The sequence below is a fragment of the Sphingomonas sp. BL-S-28 genome (assembly GCF_055521515.1).
Genome location: NZ_CM145483.1, coordinates 31,665 through 50,143, shown reverse-complemented (window position 1 = coordinate 50,143; position 18,479 = coordinate 31,665). Strand labels below are relative to the sequence as shown.

General features: G+C 63.6%; 15 protein-coding genes. 4 read left to right on the top strand and 11 right to left on the bottom strand.

From position 1 onward, the window contains the following. The first annotated feature begins 18 nt into the window (after nucleotides 1-18). From gltX to ACZ1JC_RS00255, 3 genes are all read left to right on the top strand, one after another. Entirely contained in the window at nucleotides 19-1,473 is a 1,455-nt protein-coding gene (gene gltX, locus ACZ1JC_RS00265) for a glutamate--tRNA ligase (RefSeq protein WP_465139906.1), read from the top strand. A 13-nt stretch (nucleotides 1,474-1,486) separates the two neighbouring features. Then, nucleotides 1,487-2,770 (top strand): citrate synthase, encoded by a 1,284-nt coding sequence (locus ACZ1JC_RS00260; protein WP_465139907.1) that lies wholly within the window; start codon nucleotides 1,487-1,489, stop codon nucleotides 2,768-2,770. 173 nt (nucleotides 2,771-2,943) lie between these two features. Further along, a complete protein-coding gene (locus ACZ1JC_RS00255) occupies nucleotides 2,944-3,168 on the top strand; it encodes a hypothetical protein (protein WP_465139908.1) in 225 nt (74 codons plus the stop codon). 72 nt (nucleotides 3,169-3,240) lie between these two features. Here ACZ1JC_RS00255 and ACZ1JC_RS00250 read toward each other — a convergent pair whose 3' ends face one another. From ACZ1JC_RS00250 to ACZ1JC_RS00235, 4 genes are all read right to left on the bottom strand, one after another. Next, on the bottom strand, nucleotides 3,241-4,632 hold the full coding sequence (locus ACZ1JC_RS00250; protein ID WP_465139909.1) for a sensor histidine kinase: 1,392 nt from the start codon (nucleotides 4,630-4,632) through the stop codon (nucleotides 3,241-3,243). Next, nucleotides 4,632-5,582, bottom strand: a complete 951-nt coding sequence (locus tag ACZ1JC_RS00245) for a hypothetical protein (protein ID WP_465139910.1) — start codon at nucleotides 5,580-5,582, stop codon at nucleotides 4,632-4,634. The genes ACZ1JC_RS00250 and ACZ1JC_RS00245 overlap by 1 nt, the downstream gene beginning before the upstream one ends. Before the next feature lie 35 nt (nucleotides 5,583-5,617). Then, entirely contained in the window at nucleotides 5,618-6,799 is a 1,182-nt protein-coding gene (locus tag ACZ1JC_RS00240; RefSeq protein ID WP_465139911.1) for a hypothetical protein, read from the bottom strand. A 90-nt stretch (nucleotides 6,800-6,889) separates the two neighbouring features. Further along, a complete protein-coding gene (locus tag ACZ1JC_RS00235; protein ID WP_465139912.1) occupies nucleotides 6,890-7,192 on the bottom strand; it encodes an Hpt domain-containing protein in 303 nt (100 codons plus the stop codon). A gap of 69 nt (nucleotides 7,193-7,261) precedes the next feature. Here ACZ1JC_RS00235 and ACZ1JC_RS00230 point away from each other — a divergent pair, with 69 nt between their 5' ends. Next, nucleotides 7,262-9,892 carry a coiled-coil domain-containing protein gene (locus ACZ1JC_RS00230; protein ID WP_465139913.1) on the top strand — a complete coding sequence of 877 codons (2,631 nt, stop codon included), beginning with the start codon at nucleotides 7,262-7,264 and terminating at the stop codon, nucleotides 9,890-9,892. Nucleotides 9,893-9,951: 59 nt separating this feature from the next. Here ACZ1JC_RS00230 and ACZ1JC_RS00225 read toward each other — a convergent pair whose 3' ends face one another. Genes ACZ1JC_RS00225 through nuoL form a run of 7 tightly spaced genes read right to left on the bottom strand, consistent with a single transcriptional unit; the run spans nucleotide 9,952 to nucleotide 18,479 of the window. Next, nucleotides 9,952-10,242, bottom strand: coding sequence for a DUF1467 family protein (locus ACZ1JC_RS00225; RefSeq protein ID WP_465140257.1), 291 nt, complete (start codon nucleotides 10,240-10,242; stop codon nucleotides 9,952-9,954). 9 nt (nucleotides 10,243-10,251) lie between these two features. Beyond that, nucleotides 10,252-11,877 carry a ribonuclease J gene (locus ACZ1JC_RS00220; RefSeq protein ID WP_465139914.1) on the bottom strand — a complete coding sequence of 542 codons (1,626 nt, stop codon included), beginning with the start codon at nucleotides 11,875-11,877 and terminating at the stop codon, nucleotides 10,252-10,254. Next, the gene (locus tag ACZ1JC_RS00215; RefSeq protein WP_465139915.1) at nucleotides 11,874-12,653 is read right to left on the bottom strand and encodes a type III pantothenate kinase; all 780 of its coding nucleotides are present in this window, start codon (nucleotides 12,651-12,653) and stop codon (nucleotides 11,874-11,876) included. The genes ACZ1JC_RS00220 and ACZ1JC_RS00215 overlap by 4 nt, the downstream gene beginning before the upstream one ends. 10 nt (nucleotides 12,654-12,663) lie before the next feature. Then, nucleotides 12,664-13,377 (bottom strand): biotin--[acetyl-CoA-carboxylase] ligase, encoded by a 714-nt coding sequence (locus ACZ1JC_RS00210; protein ID WP_465139916.1) that lies wholly within the window; start codon nucleotides 13,375-13,377, stop codon nucleotides 12,664-12,666. After that, nucleotides 13,374-14,837, bottom strand: a complete 1,464-nt coding sequence (gene nuoN, locus ACZ1JC_RS00205; RefSeq protein WP_465139917.1) for an NADH-quinone oxidoreductase subunit NuoN — start codon at nucleotides 14,835-14,837, stop codon at nucleotides 13,374-13,376. The genes ACZ1JC_RS00210 and nuoN overlap by 4 nt, the downstream gene beginning before the upstream one ends. Next, entirely contained in the window at nucleotides 14,837-16,372 is a 1,536-nt protein-coding gene (locus ACZ1JC_RS00200; protein ID WP_465140258.1) for an NADH-quinone oxidoreductase subunit M, read from the bottom strand. Before ACZ1JC_RS00200 ends, nuoN begins: the two co-directional genes overlap by 1 nt. A gap of 4 nt (nucleotides 16,373-16,376) precedes the next feature. Beyond that, on the bottom strand, nucleotides 16,377-18,479 hold the full coding sequence (gene nuoL / locus ACZ1JC_RS00195) for an NADH-quinone oxidoreductase subunit L (protein WP_465139918.1): 2,103 nt from the start codon (nucleotides 18,477-18,479) through the stop codon (nucleotides 16,377-16,379).

Sequence of the window (18,479 nt, the reverse complement as noted above, 5' to 3'; positions counted from 1 at the left end):
GGACGGAAGGTAAGGACAATGGCAAGCGGCAGCGCATCGAGCGGACAGACGGGCGGAAAGACCGTCGTCACGCGCTTTGCCCCCTCGCCCACGGGTTTTCTCCATATTGGCGGCGCGCGCACGGCGCTGTTCAACTGGCTCTACGCCCGCCACTTCGGCGGCAAGTACCTCCTCCGCATCGAGGACACCGACCGCGCCCGCTCGACCGAGCCCGCTATCGAGGCTATCTTCGACGGTCTGAACTGGCTGGGCCTTGGCGGTGACGAACCGGCAGTGTTCCAGTTCGCACGCTCGGACCGCCACGCCGAAGTCGCCGCCGAACTGATCGCCAACGGCCACGCCTATCGCTGCTATCTCACGCCCGAGGAACTGGCCGAGCGCCGCCAGAAGGCGCAGGAAGAACGCCGCCCGTTCCGCATCGACAGCGAATGGCGCGATGCCGATCCCTCCACCTGGCCTGCGGACCGTTCTTACGTTGTTCGCGTGAAAGCCCCGCGTGAGGGCGAGACCACCATTCAGGATCTGGTCCAGGGCGAGGTCACCGTGAAGAACGAGGAGATCGACGATTTCGTCATCCTGCGTTCGGACGGCACCCCCACGTACATGCTGGCCGTCGTGGTCGACGATAACGACATGGGCGTCACCCACGTCCTGCGCGGCGACGATCATCTCAACAATGCCTTCCGCCAGCTGGTGATCATCCACGGCATGGGTTGGGACGTGCCGGTCTACGGCCACGTGCCGCTGATCCACGGCTCGGACGGCGCCAAGCTGTCCAAGCGCCACGGCGCGCTCGGCGTCGATTCGTATCGCGACGAGATGGGCATCCTGCCCGAAGCGCTGTTCAATTATCTGCTGCGCCTCGGCTGGGGCCACGGCGACGAGGAATTCATCAGCCGCGACCAGGCCGTCGAATGGTTCGACATGGCCGATGTCGGCAAGTCCCCCTCGCGCTTCGACATCGCCAAGCTGCAGAACCTCAACGGCCACTATCTGCGCGAAGCGGACGACACCCGGCTTGCCGGCCTCGTTCAGCCGCGCCTTGAAGCGGCCGGATTCACCGATCCCGACATGACCCTGCTGACGCGGGCCATGCCTGTCCTGAAGGTCCGCGCAAAGGACCTCAACGAACTTGCCGAAGGCGCCGCCTTCCTGTTCGCCCAGCGCCCCCTCGCCATGAGCGAGAAGGCGCAGGCACTCCTGACCGACGAAGGGCGTTCGCGCCTTGCGGCGATCCATGAGCGCCTTTCCGGAGAGCCCGAATGGGCCCTGGAGGCACTGGAAGCGCAACTGAAGGCAATGGCCGAGGAGCTGGGATTGGGCCTCGGCAAGCTCGCGCAGCCGCTGCGCGCCGCCCTGACTGGTCAGACGACCTCTCCGGGTATTTTCGACGTATTGGTTCTGCTCGGCCGGGACGAAAGCCTCGCACGCATTGGCGCGCAGGCGGACGCCACGACCGGGTCGCACATATAAGGAGTAAGAACTGGTGGGTGATCAGGTCAAACTGAATGCTGGTGGCACGGAATTCGATTATCCCGTGCTCAAGGGCAGTGTCGGCCCGGATGTGATCGATATCCGGAAGCTCTACGCCCAGACGGGCAAGTTCACGTACGACCCCGGCTTCACGTCGACGGCCAGCTGCGAGAGCGCGCTCACCTATATCGACGGTGACGAGGGCGTCCTTCTGCACCGCGGCTATCCGATCGGCCAGCTGGCCGAGCACTCCTCGTTCATGGAAGTGTGCCATCTCCTGCTGAACGGCGAACTGCCGAACGCGGAGGAACTGGACACCTTCACCAACACCATCACGCGCCACACCATGCTCCACGAGCAGCTGGCGACGTTCTACCGCGGCTTCCGCCGTGACGCCCACCCGATGGCGATCATGTGCGGCGTGGTCGGCGCCCTTTCGGCGTTCTACCACGACTCGACCGACATCTCGGATCCCGAGCACCGCAAGATCAGCTCGCACCGTCTGATCGCCAAGATGCCGACGATCGCCGCTGCGGCGTACAAGTACTCGGTTGGCCAGCCCTTCCTCTACCCGGACAACAAGCTGAGCTACACCGGCAACTTCCTGCGCATGACCTTCGGCGTGCCGGCGGAAGAATATGAAGTGATCCCCGCCGTCGAAAAGGCGATGGACCGCATCTTCATCCTCCACGCCGACCACGAGCAGAACGCTTCGACCTCGACCGTGCGCCTTGCCGGTTCGTCGGGTGCCAATCCGTTCGCGTGCATCGCCGCCGGCATCGCCTGCCTCTGGGGCCCTGCCCACGGCGGCGCGAACGAAGCCGCGCTCAACATGCTCAAGGAAATCGGCACGCCGGACAAGATCCAGCACTACATCGACCGCGCGAAGGACAAGAACGATCCGTTCCGCCTGATGGGCTTCGGCCACCGCGTCTACAAGAACTACGATCCGCGCGCCACGGTCATGCAGAAGACCGTCCGCGAAGTATTCGACGCGCTGAAGGTCGACGATCCGCTGTTCGAGACCGCTCTGCGCCTCGAGGAAATCGCGCTCAGCGATCCGTACTTCGCCGAGAAGAAGCTGTTCCCGAACGTCGACTTCTATTCGGGTATCATCCTCTCGGCCATCGGCTTCCCGACCACGATGTTCACCGCGCTCTTCGCTCTTGCCCGCACCGTGGGCTGGGTGGCGCAATGGAACGAAATGATCTCGGATCCCGGCCAGAAGATCGGTCGTCCGCGTCAGCTCTACACCGGCCCGACGCAGCGCGACTACGTGCCGATGGCACAGCGCTGATCCCAGCATTTACGGTATTGCCTGCGCTTCGGCGCGGCAACGCTCTCAAAGGCCCTCGCGAAAGCGGGGGCCTTTTTGCATTTTCACGGATAATTGCGGATAAGGTTGCGCAAGCCACAAATTGGCCGCAAGTTGTCATTATCCTGCCACTGGGCCGAAACAGGGGCATTAAGATGCTGTTCTTGCGAATTCTTGCCTTCGTCATCGGATTGCTAGCCATCGCGCTCGGCGCGCTGTGGGTTGGCCAGGGAACCGGCCTGGTACTCTGGCCGGCAAACAGTTTCATGATCGACGATCGCGGATGGGCCGTTCGCGGTGCCGTTATGGCCTGCGTCGGCGTTATCCTGTTATGGCTGGCCTGTCGGAACAATAACGGGCGCAGCGGCAATCATCTCTAGGCGCGCTCCGGCCGGCATCCACCGCACATCAAGAACATAGGCCGAATTGTCGGCGAATGACCTGAAAAGCGGTCAGGTCTCGTAGTCGCTCGGCAATTGGAGCAGGAACCGGGCGCCTTGCCCCGGCGCGCTCTCGACAGAAATGTCGCCGCCCATCGCCCGGGCAAGCTGACGCGAGATGTAGAGCCCCAGGCCGGAGCCCCCGTCGCCGCTACGGCCGAGGCGTTCGAACTTCTCGAACACCCGGTCCTGATCCGCAAGCGCTATGCCGGCGCCCTGATCCGCGACGGTTACAAAGGCACGTCCGCCCGCGGACTCCAGCCTCACCCAGATCTGCGAGCCTTCAGGCGAATAGCGAATCGCATTGCCGATCAGGTTGAGCAGGATCTGCAGCACGCGCCGGAATTCCGCGACTGCGGGAAGTGTCTCCGCTGGGTGCGGGACTTCGATACTGATGCCTTTTTCACGCGCCCGGACGTTGAGGATGCCGGCCGCCTGCCGGGCGACGTCGGAAAGGTCCAGATGGTCGGAGACGGTGCTGAAATTGTCCGATTCGACGACTTCGAGGTCGGCAAGGTCTTCCAGCAAGGCCAGCAACAGCTTTCCCGCGCCGGCAATTTCGCCGGCATATTCGGCATAGGCATCGGGAAGCGGGCCGGCCAGGCGTGTGCGAATCGTTTCGGCGTTGGCGATAATCCGGGCAATCGGCTGGCGCAGCACCGGCGCCAGATCCTGCCCCACCAGTCCGGGCTGCGTAAGCGGTTCCGCACTGGGCCGGGTTGCCGACATCGCCGCCGGCGCATCCGAAACCAGGAGAAGTTCGAAACCGGTCGGATCAAAGCCGGGCTGGAATTGCGGCACCAGCGCCACCCGCCAGGGCCGTTGCGATCCGGCGACACACACGGATACCCCGTCCAGGAGGCGCCAATGGAGCGGTTGCTTGTGCGTGACATTGTCGGGGGGCAGGAATTCCGTCCATGGGCGGCCGCGTCCGGCTGCCATCGCCGCTGCCACCTCAGCCAGCTCCGAACTCTCACTCTCGACCGAAAGCACCCGCTGGGCACCGTCAAGCCGTGCCGTCAGTTCTGCGAGATGCCGATCGATCATCGTTCGGCGCAAATCGGTAGAGGCGGTGTCTTCTACCGGAACCGGCGTTGCCTGCCAGTTGCGGACCACAATCTCGCAACACCCCGCCTCGCCGTCGGCTTCCTCGCCGTAAAGCGGCTGCACTTCCACCCACGCGGTAACGAATTCGGCCCCGTCGAAAGCGGTGATCGCACGCGCCAGGCGGAAGCCGTACCCACGCGCCTTGCGGATCAGATCGAGCAAATCCGGAATGGCAACCGCACCGGGAACGGTGCCGCCGCAACGCTCCTGCAAGCCGGCAAGCGGCTCATCGGCACGCGACAGGCAATCCTGCCCGTCGCATTCGGCCCGCGCCACGATGTTGCCGACCGCCAGCATCAGCCGCCCAGCCCCCCGGTCGCCAGGATGGACGCTGCTGCGTCCGCGCCAATCTGCTCGAACGATTCGGGAAGAGCATGTGCCGGGTGGAAGACCACCATCTGCCGCTTCACTTCATCAGGCGCCAGGCCCGCTGCTCGCAAGGCGAGCGCCAGGCGAGTCGCCTGAGCCTGATGTGTGGACAGCGCCAGATCGTCACGTCCCACGCCGGACCGCTGCGCCAGAGCGGAGAGGAACAGCGCCAACCCGCCATAGCCGACCATCAGGGCGGTACCTCCGCTGGTGCCGAGCGCCATGACCAGTCGGGCGGCAAGTCCAAGGCGGCTTGTCGCTTCTTCGTAGCGCGCCCGCACGGCTGCTTCCGCCGCGGCGATTCGCACAGCAGCGCCCGGCGTGCCGGAAAGGGCTGCCCGCATCGCCTGAAGCGCGCCGTAGAGCAGTTCACCCGGCAATTCGGTAAAGGGCAGCCCCATGCGGCGCTGCATCTGGCACCACCGCGCCTGCGATGCCAGCCAGGTCATCGCCAGCGATTGCGTCGCCTCGTGCTCGGACGAGACGAGCGACTGCACCAACGGAGAAACGACCGGATCCAGCGCAAGACGCCCCTGCAACCGGTCGGTCCAATGCCATTCCAATGCCAGTGCATGGACATGGGCCAGCAGCGACCGATGATCCATCAACGCGCGAACAAGCGCGTCGCACTCCTCGCCGCACGGCACCGGTTCCGCTTGATCGGCAGCGGTTTCCAGCAGGCCGCGCGCAAGATCGCCGAGCATCCCGCGCACGCGGGCGAGCACCTCGTCACTGAACAAGGCGCCATCCTGCGCAGCCAGCAGATGCCGCAATACCGGCTGCACGCTCGCGGCGAGGGCATCACCCCGCGCGAGTTCTGCGCGCAACAGGGCCTCCACGGTCTGAGCGTCGGCCGGATGGACAGCATTGTCGATCATCCGTCCCATCTACCTCGTACTTGGTTAAGCCTCGGTTATCCTTTGCGGCGCAGCGGAAGAGCCATGCCGAGGACGACCAAGGCGATCGCCAGGACTTCCACCACAGGCTCTACCTGCCCGAAACCGGCGGCCAGCGCCAGTACCACGCCGAGCACGGCACGATCACCCATCAACCGCGTCGCCGCCCCCGCCACCACGCGCGGCACCAGCGCCAGCAACATCATCAGCATCGCCGGCGGGAACATCCACGAGAGCAGGGTTTCGCCGAAGAGCCGGGTCACTCCAGCAAGGATCAGCAGACCGAATGTCGTATCGATCAGCCAACCCAGCACATTTGCGCGGGGAATGGCCGGTGGCAGCTGCCCCAACGCCTGCCGCTCCGCCGATCGGATAAGGCGGCTGGCCTCGATCAGCACGGCGCCCAGCGCGGTGAACAGGAAGGCGACGGAAAGCACCCCGAACCACGCGAAACCCCCGGCAATCGCCAGCACGACGAGCACCGCCGCACTCAATGCGTTGCTGGCATTCCCTGCATGGAGCAGCGATGATCCGAACATTATCACGCCCTGCCGCGCCAGCGCCCGGCCGGGCGACATCGGTTCGCCCGCGCCGAAACGGGTGCGTAGCCATTCGGTCTCTACCGCATAGGCCTCCGAATCGGAGCGGATCAGCCGCCAGTTCGCGCCGGTGCGCAGATCCGCCGGAATTTCGCGCATCTGCACGCCGGACTGCAGAGCGATCCGCATGAGCGCCGAGGGCACATCGCAATCGGCTGGAAGCTCGTGCAATTGCTCGATCAGGCGCCCGGGGATCTGCATCAGCCCGGTACCCGCACGATTGAGATCGATACGCTCGAACCCTTCGGCCAGCGCGTTCTCGACCGGCTGCACCAGCACTGCCGGCGCGACCCCGTCGAACAACGCCGGCGCCCGAGCGGGATCGACGAAAAGCCCCTCGCTGACGACGACGAGTTCGTCGTTCGCCGTCACCAGCCCGGAAAGCGGGCGGGATCCGGTGGAAATGTAGAATTGCAACCCGGCATCCTCAGCCGCGTGCTGCAAGGCGATGAGTTCGGGCGACGCTCCTCGCGCGATACAGATGACCCGTTGGCAGTCCATCGCCAGCGCCAGGCCCAGTTGATGGCGGGCAAGCGTTGCCCCACCCACGCGCAGAAACGCGCGCGGAACCGCCTGCCCCGCTGCGGCGGGCTCCGTCATGGCGAGCAATGCGATACGCAGCTTGTAAACCCTCCAGCGCCCCCGACCATGTAGACATGGCATGGGCAGGTGCCAAGCGCGGGCCTGCAATCAGCTGTCGGAAAATTCTGCCAGATAGGATTTCAGACGGCGGACGATCGATGGATCGCCCGGCGCCGCGTCCAGCGCCTCTTCGGCCAGAGTCAGCAGGGGTGCGCTGTGGAAGCTGGCCGCGATGCCCTTCAGCCGCATGGCGGCCATGTGCCAATTCCCGTCGCACCGCGATCGCGACAGCAGATCTGCCTGCCTCGCTATGCTTTCGATATAGGATGCCCGCAGCTCGGCGAAGAGTTCCGCGTCTCCTCCGGCCGCAGCGGCCAGGGTCGCTTCCAGTGCGCCTGCTTCATATGCCATTTCCCCAGCTTAATCCGAGAAGGGTTAAAGCGGGGTTTATTGGCGCGGCGCACATGGTATCCTGCCGCCATGGCTGGGGAAAACAGGATCATCGCGTTCGGCGCGAACCATGACGAAAATGGCGCGGAATCGCAGCCGGTCATGACGGAGATCGGGAACGGCATCATGGCGCCGTCGCAGGAAGAATGGCAGCAGGCATTCACGCCTGTCGAAATCCAGGAAACGCCCCGCGCCGCCGGTTGGATCGCCCCCGCCCTTGCCGGGGCCATGGCATTCGGATGGACCGGTTTCTTCATCTGGTCGCAATGGCCGCTGCTGGCGGCCCTGCCGCTCGGCGCCGTGCCTGCCGTGTTGACGACATGGGCGGTGCCCCTCCTGCTGATCGGCCTCGCCTGGCTGCTGGCCATGCGTCACAGCGCGCGCGAGTCCAGACGTTTCGGGAGCATTGCGCAGACCCTTTCACGGGAATCCGCCAATCTTGAGGCGCGCTTGGTCACGGTCAATCGCGAGTTGAGCCTGGCGCGTGAATTCGTCGCCGCGCAGTCCCGCGATCTGGAATCGCTCGGCCGGATCGCCACGGAGCGCCTTTCTCAAAATGCCGAACGCCTTCAGGATCTTATCCGTGACAATGGCGGCCGGATCGATTCCATCAGCAATGTCAGCGTGGCCGCGCTGGACAACATGGAGAAACTGCGCAGCCAGCTTCCCGTGATCGCCAGTTCCGCGAAGGACGTTACGAACAATATCGGCAATGCCGGGCGCGCCGCGCATGTCCAGCTTGAGGACATGATCAACGGTTTCAACCGCCTCAACGAATTCGGTTCGGCCAGCGAACGGCAGGTCTCGCGCCTGCGGGAAGCCGTGGGCACGGCCTTGGATGAATTCACGAACCGGTGCGATCAGATGGGTAGCCTCGCCGACGAACGCTTTGCAGCGCTGGCGGAGCGTGGTGAGGCATTCCGGACGGATCTGGACCGCCATGAAGTGGAGGCCCTCGCCGGCATTCGCACCCGCGCCGCCGCCCTCGAAAGCGAAATAGCCGACACCCGCGCACAGCTTGACCGGCATGAGGAGGAAAGCCTGACCTCCCTGCGCGCCCGCCTGGTCTCACTGCGTGAGGAAAGCGACGTGGTATCGCGCGCCCTGCGTGACAGCGAAGGACGCGCTGCCGAGGCCTGGCGCAAGGCGCTGGAAGAACTCGAGGACGAACAGCGCGAAGTCGCGCGCGGCATCGCCCGCACGCAAGATGTCGCCATCGGCGCCTTGCGCGCCTGCTTGGAAGCGATTGCGGCCGACGCGGAGCAGATGGACGGCACTATCGCCGCTCGCCGCGAACATTTCGCCTCCGAAATGGAGGAACGACAGTCGCGCCAGTCCGAGTACGAACGATCTGCCGCTGCGCGGATCGAACTCATGCTCGGCGATCTCGACAGCGGCATTGCGGAAAGGCTGGAACGCCATCGCCTGCAAGCCGCGACGCTGGGCGAACGCGCCGGCGCCATCACTGCGGAGCTGGACCGTTACCAGGCGCGTCTCGACGGCATCGTTTCCAGCAGCGAGAGCGTCGAAGCACGGCTCGCTGCCAGCCTGACCTCGCTGACCGATCGCCTCACCGCGGCCCGGGCCACGCTGACCGCCACCGATGGTGAGGTGGACCGCCTGACCGAATCCAGCGTGCGCCTGCTTGAACTGATTCAGGGCAGCGCACGCTACGCCAATCACGATCTGCCCGAGTCGCTGGCCGTGTCGGAAGACCGCCTCAACCGCCTGCAAACTGCCATTTCCACGCTGCTGGACGCCCTGCACGCCTCGAACGGCAACAGTGCGGAACTTGCCGGCACCGTGGAAAGCACGGGCAGCAGCCTCAAGGCGTTGACCAGCGAACTGATCGAAGCCCAGGCAGATCTGGCCCAAAGCGGGCAGGCGCACGCCAGGCTGCTGGACGAATTGCGCCAATCCGTATCGGCGATCGAGATCGCCACGAGCGACGCCGCCGGAAAGGCGCAAGGCGAGTTGCGCGACGCCGTGGCGGCGCTTCAAGGCACACTTGCCGGTGCCGTCGATGCCATCGAGACGGACAGTGTCGAACGCATCGGCCGCGTGGCCGAATCGCTCGGTTCGGAAAGCGCCCAGGCAATCGACAAGGCGATGCGCCAGCGGGTAGCCGAAGTAACCGGTCAGCTCGATCAGGCCGTGGCCCACGCATCCGGCGCCACCCGTGAAGCGACGATCCAGTTGCGCGACCAGTTGGGCAAAGTCGACGAACTGGTGGGCAATCTGGAAAATCGCGTCGCCCACGCCCGCGAACGTGCTGAGGAGCAGGTCGACAACGATTTCGCCCGGCGCGTGGCACTTATCACCGAATCGCTCAATTCGAACGCGATCGACATTGCGAACTCGTTGTCGACCGACGTTTCCGACACGTCCTGGGCCGCCTATCTGCGCGGCGATCGTGGCATCTTCACCCGGCGGGCCGTGGCGCTGCTTGACGCCGGCGAGGTGAAATCAATCCAGCAACTGTTCGAGCGCGACGACGCGTTTCGCGAGCATGTCAGCCGCTACATCCACGATTTCGAAGCCATCCTGCGCCAGATACTCTCCACGCGAGACGGCAATGCCTTGGGCGTCACGCTGCTCTCGTCGGATATGGGCAAGCTCTACGTGGCGCTCGCGCAAGGCATTGAACGCCTGCGCAGCTGACCGGAAAACGAAAAGAGGCGAGGGATCCGGAATCCCTCGCCTCTTTAACCCTCGGCGGCTTAGTATCCCAGATCTTGCACCGGCGGCTTTCCGAAGAAATTCAGATCGTCCACCGTGATCCACTGCTCGGCATAGTTCACGTAATAGAGGCAAAACAGCACGGCACCGAGGATCGTCGCGCGCTTTGCAATCAGCTTGGGGCGAAAGTTCACAGGCGCGCTGGTCGCATGTCCCTTCTCCACCTGATAGCCGTCCACTTCATCTGGCGTACGCAAACCGAACGGCATTACGAGGAACGCGCTCAGGACCCAGAACAGGCCATAGATCGCCACCATCGAAGTCCATTGCATGGCCATCGCTCAATCCTCCAGCAGCAGTACCTGCACTTGCGGCTTCTTGCCGGACCACCGCGTTGCCGCGCGCCGCGCGGCCAACCGGGCTGCCTCGACGCGAACCTCACGGCCGGACTTCTTCGCCCGCCCGAGCGCATCGGCCACGTCGCGCTGTGCTTCCTCGACAAACTTGGCGTAGTCCTCATCCAGCGGGAGGCCGATGGCAGCGACTTGCACGTGACCCTTGCGGTCGGCTGCTACCGATACCACGCCGTTGAACGAAATCCGGCGGCGCATGACCATGGCATCGCCATCCGCGGGCGCAATGATATCGCCGTCGAGGATCAGGCGCCCCGCACGCACTTCGCCGAACTTGCCCGGGTGACTGGGCGCCAGACGGACGAGATCGCCGTTCTTCTGGAAGATCGCCTTGGGAATGCCGCACTCCAGCCCGAGCCGGGCCTGCTCGCGCATATGGCGAACTTCGCCATGCACCGGCACCAGAATTTCGGGCCGTATCCAACCATAGAGCGCTTCCAGCTCGGGCCGTCCGGGATGGCCGGAAACATGGATCAGGCTCTGGCGGTCCGTAACGATCACGATGCCCGCGTCCGAAAGGCGGTTCTGGATGCGGCCGATGGGGATTTCGTTGCCGGGGATCTGGCGGCTGGAAAACAGCACCACGTCACCGGATTCGAGCTTGATTGGATGGTTGCCCTCCGAAATCCGGGAAAGTGCTGCGCGCGGCTCCCCCTGCCCGCCCGTCGCGACGATCAGAACTTCTCCGCGCGGCAGGTCCATCGCGGTATCGATGTCCACCAGGTCCGGCAGCTTTCCAAGATAGCCGCTGGCCTGCGCCGTCTCGATGATGCGGTCCAGCGAACGTCCGGCAACGCAAAGCTTGCGGTTGGTCTTGCGCGCCACGTCGCCCAGCGTCTGCAGACGTGCCACGTTGGAGGCGAACGTCGTGACCAGCACGCGCTTGCCGCGGTGCTTCTTCACTTCCTCCAGCAGCCCGCGATAGACTTCGCCTTCCGAACCTGAGGCCTGCGGATTGAACACATTGGTCGAATCGCAGACGAGCGCGAGCACGCCCTCGTCTCCGATCGCAGTCAGTTCTTGCGAGGTGGCCGGGGTACCGACCTGCGGCTCATCGTCCAACTTCCAGTCGCCGGTGTGGAAAATCTTGCCATAAGGCGTATCGATCAGCAGCGCGTTGCCTTCGGCGATGGAATGCGCGAGCGGAACGTAGCGCATTCCGAAAGGCCCAAGCTCAAACCGTTCGAGATCGTCGACGACGATCAGTTCCACGTCTTCCAGAATGCCCGCTTCCTCCAGCTTCGCAGCGACGAGGCGCGCGGTGAAGGGCGTGGCATAAATGGGTACGCCGAGTTCCTCGGCGAAATAGGGAACAGCGCCGATATGATCTTCATGCGCATGGGTCAGCACGATGCCGAGCAGGTTCTCCCGCTCACCCTCGATGAATTCAAGGTCGGCAAATACCAGATCGACCCCCGGGTACTCATTCATGCCGAAGGTCATGCCAAGATCGACCATCAGCCACTTGCCCTGGCAGCCATAGAGATTGACGTTCATGCCAATCTCGCCGGACCCACCCAGCGCGCAAAACAGCAGTTCGTTACCCGGAATCACTTCTTGGCAGCCCTTTCGGCTAGAATCACAAGGCCTTCCAACGTCAGGTCGGCGTCTACGGCATCAAAAATATCGGTCGCCTTGTCGAACAACACAGCAAGGCCGCCGGTGGCGATCACTTTGGCGGGACGGCCGATCTCTGCACGCATGCGGGCGATCAGGCCTTCCATCATCGCCACATAGCCCCAGAAGACGCCAATCAGCATCTGGTCTTCTGTGTTCCGGCCGATCACCGACTTGGTTTCGGGTACCGCAATGGCGATGCGCGGCAGCTTTGCGGTGTTCCCCACCAGTGCATCAAGCGAGAGATTGATGCCCGGCGCGATGATACCGCCTTTGTAGGCGCCGTGATAGTCCACCACGTCGAACGTCGTCGCGGTCCCGAAATCGACCACGATCAGGTCGCCGCCATGCCGTTCGTGCGCGGCAATGGCGTTGACCGCACGATCCGCTCCCAGCGAACTGGGTTGATCGACATCGATATCAATCCCGTATTCAGCCGTCCCCCGACCCGCGATAAGCGGTTCGACTTCGAAATAGTGGCGGCAGAGGATTTCGAGATTGTGCAGCGCGCGGGGCACCACGGTGGAGATGATGACCGTTTCCACCGCCTTGGGGTCCACCCCGCGGATCGACAGCAATTGCATCAGCCAGACCGCGTATTCGTCACCGGTACGACGCGGATCGGTGGCGATGCGCCAGCGCCCGCGTAACGTGCGTCCTTCGAAAAGCGCGAAAACGACATTGGTATTGCCGGCATCGATCGCGAGCAGCATGGAATTTCCTTCAGACCAGCGAGACGTCGCCCGCATGGATGACACGTAGGCTCGCGTCCGCAAGACGCAAGCGCAGAGCACCGTCCGGGTCAAGCCCCGCAAAGGTGCCGGTCACTTCCCCCTCCCCATCCAGCATCACTTTCAGCGCCGTTCCCTGGGGATAGGCGCCTTGTTGCCACGTTGCCAAAGTGGCGGAAAGTCCATCGCGGCGCCATTGGACAAGACGCTCAGAAAACGCGCTTGCGAGCAGTTCCAGCACGCCCTGAGCGTCGATATCGCGCCCTTTTGCAGCATGGATGGAGGTGGCCGCGCGATCCGACAGTTCCGGCGCGGAGACGACATTGACGCCGATCCCGACGATCACATCATCGCCGCGGCGCTCAAGCAGGATGCCGCTGATCTTGGCCCCTTCGACGAGAACATCGTTCGGCCATTTGAGCTGGATCGTGGTTTCGGCAGGCAGCAGCGAAACGATCAGGTCGCGAACCGCAATCGCCGCGACGAAGGCCAGCGTGTGGACCGGCGGGTCGCCAGCGTGAAGCGCGACCACGGTGCTGCCGTATAGATTGCCGGCGGGCGAGGACCATGCCTTGCCCCGGCGACCGCGCCCGGCGCTCTGTCGCACCGCGCGCAGCCAGTAGCCTTCGCCAATGCCCTCGCCGGCGCCGAGGCGCCGGACGAGATCGGCATTGGTCGAAGCGGTTTCTTCGACGACCTCTATCAAAGGCCGGCGAAGAGGGCCGCAGCGGCCGTATCGGCCAGATGGCCCAGCCACTTGGTAAGGAAGAAGCCGAGCGGCGAGATCACCACGCACGAACCGAACAGGATCAGCTTGTGCCAGATGTCGCTCTCACCCTTCACGACGTCGGCCGGTTCGTCGAAGTACATGATCTTGACGACCTTGAGGTAGTAGAACGCGCCGATCACCGAGGCTGCGAAGCCCAGCGCGGCAAGCGCGATCATGCCACCGTCGACGGCTGCCTTGAAGACCAGGAACTTGCCCCAGAAGCCGAACATCGGCGGAATACCGGCAAGGCTGAACATGATCATGGCAAGGCCCAGCGCCAGCCCCGGACGGGTGCGCGAGAGACCGGCCATCTTGCCCAGATCCTCAACCTGATTGCCGTTTTCGTCGGTCAGCATAAGGATCATCGCGAAACCGCCGATCGACATCGCGACGTAGATCGCGAGGTAGAACAGCATGGCCGAGATGCCTTCAGGCGTGGCAACCGCAAGGCCAACCAGCATGAAGCCGACGTTGTTGATCGACGAATAGGCCATCAGTCGCTTGATGTTCGACTGACGGATGGCGCCGAGGGCACCGACGACGATCGAGGCGAGCGCGGCGAAGACGATGATCTGCTGCCAGGCATGAGCCTGGTTGCCGAAAGCCTCCATGGCGACGCGCATGGTGAGCGCGAGCGCCGCGACCTTCGGGGCGGTGGCGAACAGCGTGGTCACCGGAGTCGGCGCGCCTTCGTAAACGTCGGGCGTCCACATGTGGAACGGCACGGCGCTGATCTTGAAGGCAAGACCGGCAAAGACGAAGACCAGACCGAACAGCGCGCCGTTCGAGAGGCCCTGCGCCATCGATGCGCTGATGCCGTCGAACGAGGTGGTGCCGGCGAAACCATACGTCAGGCTCATGCCGTAAAGCAGGATGCCCGAAGCCAGCGCGCCCAGCACGAAGTACTTGAGGCCCGCTTCCGCCGAACGGCCGTCGGTACGCAGGAATGCTGCCAGCACATAGGCGGCAAGCGAGTTCATTTCGAGGCCGATGTAGAGCGTGATGAGGTTCGTTGCCGAAACCATCATGCTCATGCCGATCGTCGCCAGCAGGATGAGCACCGGATATTCGGCGCGCATCGCGTTGAAACGATCGAAGAACTTCGGCGCAACCACCAGGGCGACAGCGGCCGAAATGTAGATCAGCACCTTGGCGTAGGACGCGAAGGCGTCGGCCTTGAACTGGCCGAAGAAGGCGTAAGTTTCGGCCCCCATGGCGCCGCCGCAAAGCGCGGGGGCAACCAGGAAGCCGGCGGCGACAAGCGCCGCCACGGCGAGAACGGAGATCAGCTTGGCTGCCTTGTCGCCACCCCAGGCGGCGACGAGGAGCAAGACGAGGCTTGCGATGCTAAGCGTTTCTTCCGGCGCGATCAGGCGCAGCGACTGTGACCAGTCCATCAGTGTGCCCCCTCATGCGCGGCTGCTTCTTCATGCGCAGGCTTTTCCTTGCCCATGGCCAACTTGGCGTCTCCTTCCGGCTTTGCGCGAGCGAGCCGGGCGTCGAGCGCGGCAATGTCTGCGCGCATCGGAGCAATGAAGCTCTCAGGGTAGACGCCCATCCACAGCACCGCGAGGCCGAGCGGAACCACCATCAGGATTTCGCGCAGATCGAGGTCGGCCATGGCGGCGGCATCGGCATTCTTCTGGTCGCCAAAGGCAACCCGGCGATAGAGGTAGAGCATGTAGGCAGCGCCCAGGATGATGCCGGTGGTGCAGATCAGCGCCGTCCAGCTCGATGCCTGGTAGATACCGCCAAGGCTCAGGAATTCGCCGACGAAACCGCTGGTGCCCGGAAGGCCGATCGAGGCCATCGTGAAGAGCAGGAAGAACAGCGCGTAACGCGGCATGTTGATGGCAAGGCCGCCGTAACGGGCGATCTCACGGGTGTGCAGGCGATCGTAGATGATGCCGACGCAGAGGAACAGCGCGCCCGAAACGAGACCGTGGCTGAGCATGACCAGCATCGAGCCTTCGAGGCCCTGCGGATTGAAGGCAAAGAGACCGATGGTGACGATCGCCATGTGGGCGACCGACGAATAGGCGATCAGTTTCTTCATGTCGTCCTGCACCAGCGCGATGAGCGAGGTGATGACGACAGCGGCCATCGACAGGCCCCACACCAGCGGCGCGAAATAGGCCGAAGCTTCGGGGAACATCGGCAGCGAGAAGCGGATGAAGCCGTAGCCACCCATCTTCAGCAGCACGCCGGCCAGGATCACCGAGCCCGCGGTCGGTGCCTGAACGTGCGCCGCCGGAAGCCAGGTGTGGACCGGCCACATCGGCATCTTCACCGCGAAGCTGGCGAAGAAGGCGAGCCAGAGCCAGGTCTGGACCTTCGGGTCGAAGTCGTAGTTCATCAGCGCGGGGACCGAGGTCGTGCCGGCGGTGTGGACCATCCACAGCATCGCCACGAGCATCAGCACCGAGCCGAGCAGGGTATAGAGGAAGAACTTGTACGAGGCGTAGATACGATCCGCGCCGCCCCAGATACCGATGATCAGATACATCGGGATCAGGCCCGCTTCGAAGAACATGTAGAACAGGAAGATATCCTGAGCCACGAACACGCCGATCATCAGCGTTTCGACGAGCAGGAAGGCGGCCATGTATTCGCCGACGCGCTTCTCGATCGAGTTCCAGCTCGCGCCGATGCAGATCGGCATGAGGAACACGGAAAGCATGATCAGAAGCAAGGCGATGCCGTCGATGCCGAGGGCGTAGGAGAAGCCCGAGAACAGCTCATGCCGTTCCTGGAACTGCCACTGCGCACCGCCGATGTCGAAGTTCATCCAGAGGACAATGCCAAGAGCAAGGTCCACGAGGGTGGCGAGAAGCGCCACCACTCGGGCCGATTTGGCATCAAGGTAGAGACAAGCCAGTGCCGCCGCGAGCGGCACCAGCAACATCAGACTGAGGATCGGAAAACCACTCATCATCTTATCCCGCGATCACCCAGCTGATGGCGGCAACGACGCCGATCAGCATGACAAGTGCGTAGCTGTACAGATAGCCCGACTGGACCTTCTGCGCGTAAGTCGAACCCCTGGCGACGACCCAGGCCGCACCGTCGGGACCGAACTTGTCGATCACGCCGATATCCAGGACCTTCCAGAACACATTGCCGAACCAGAAAGCGGGACGGACGAAAATGGTGTTGTAGAGCTCGTCGAACATCCACTTGCGGAACACGAAAGTGTAAACCGGCCCGAGCTGTTCGGCGACTGCCTTGGGGAACGAGAGGTTCTTCATGTAGCCGTACCATGCGGTCAGCAGGCCCAGCGCCATCACCGTGAACGGTGCCCACTTCACCCAGGTCGGAACGCCATGCATCGCGTGGATCAGGTGTTCGTGGAAGACCAGAGCGCCCTTCCAGAACTCGCCCTCTCCTTCGGATACGAAGGCGTGCTGGAAGATGTAGCCGGCGGCAACGGCGCCGATCGAAAGGATGATCAACGGCAGCAGCATCACCAGCGGGCTTTCGTGCGGGTGATAACCACCCGTACCGTCGCCGTGCTGCGAGTAGTCCGGACCGCGCGAGCCGAGTTCTTCGCTGGCGTGCGAATCTTCGTCCTCAGCATGATCGTCATGGGCATGTGCGTCATGAGCATGATCGTCGTGACCGTGGCCGTGCGCGTCATGAACGGCGTGCTGAATGTGCTCCGACTGGATCCAGCGCGGCTTGCCGAAGAAGGTCAGGAAGACCAGGCGCCACGAATAGAAGCTCGTCATGAGCGCGGCAGCGATACCCATCCAGAAGGCGAAACCGCCAACCTGCGTGCCCGAACCGAAGGCCGCTTCGAGGATCGCATCCTTCGAGTGGAAGCCTGCGAAGCCTGCAAAACCTGCGATACCGACGCCGGTGATGGCCAGCGTACCCGCCGTCATCGCCCAGAAGGTGACCGGGATGTGCTTACGCAGACCGCCGTAGAAGCGCATGTCCTGCTCGTGGTGCATCGAGTGGATGACCGAGCCGGCACCGAGGAACAGCAGCGCCTTGAAGAAAGCGTGTGTGAACAGGTGGAACATGGCCGCGCCATAAGCGCCGACGCCGGCAGCAAAGAACATGTAACCGAGCTGCGAGCAGGTCGAGTACGCGATCACGCGCTTGATGTCCCACTGGGTGCAACCCACGGTGGCAGCGAAGAAGCAGGTGCAGGCGCCAACGAAAGCGACGATATGCATCGCGGTCTCGCTGGTTTCGAACATCGGCGAGAGACGGCAGACCATGAAGACGCCGGCGGTGACCATGGTGGCTGCGTGGATCAGCGCCGACACCGGGGTCGGGCCTTCCATCGCATCCGGAAGCCAGGTGTGCAGGCCAAGCTGCGCCGACTTACCCATCGCGCCGATGAACAGCAGGATGCAGAGCACCGTCATGGTGTCGAAACGGGCACCGAGGAAGCCGATGGTCGAACCGGCCATGCCGGGCGCGGCATGCAGGATCTCGGGGATCGAGACGGTGCCGAACACCAGGTAGGTGCCGAAGATACCGAGCATGAAGCCAAGGTCACCCACGCGGTTGACCACGAAGGCCTTGATCGCGGCAGCGCCGGCCGAAGGCTTGCGGAACCAGAAACCGATCAGAAGGTACGAGGCAAGGCCCACGCCTTCCCAACCGAAGAACATCTGCACCAGGTTGTCCGCGGTCACCAGCATGAGCATGGCGAAGGTGAACAGCGACAGGTACGCGAAGAAGCGCGGCTGATCCGGCTCCTCGCTCATGTAGCCCCACGAATAGAGGTGCACGAGCGCGGAAACCGACGTGATGACCACCAGCATGACGGCGGTCAGCGTATCGACACGCAGCGCCCAGTCGAAGGTCATGGCACCGGACTGGACCCACTTGAGGACCGGAACGACGCTGGCTTCGGCGTGACCGCCGAGGAACTGAAGGAAGATCGGCCACGACAGGGCGCACGACACGAAGAGTGTGCCCGTCGTGAGAGACTTCGCGGTGACGTTGCCGAGCTGTTTGTTACCCAGCCCGGCGATGATCGCTGCCAATAATGGCAGGAAGACGATGATCAGGATCGACTGCAA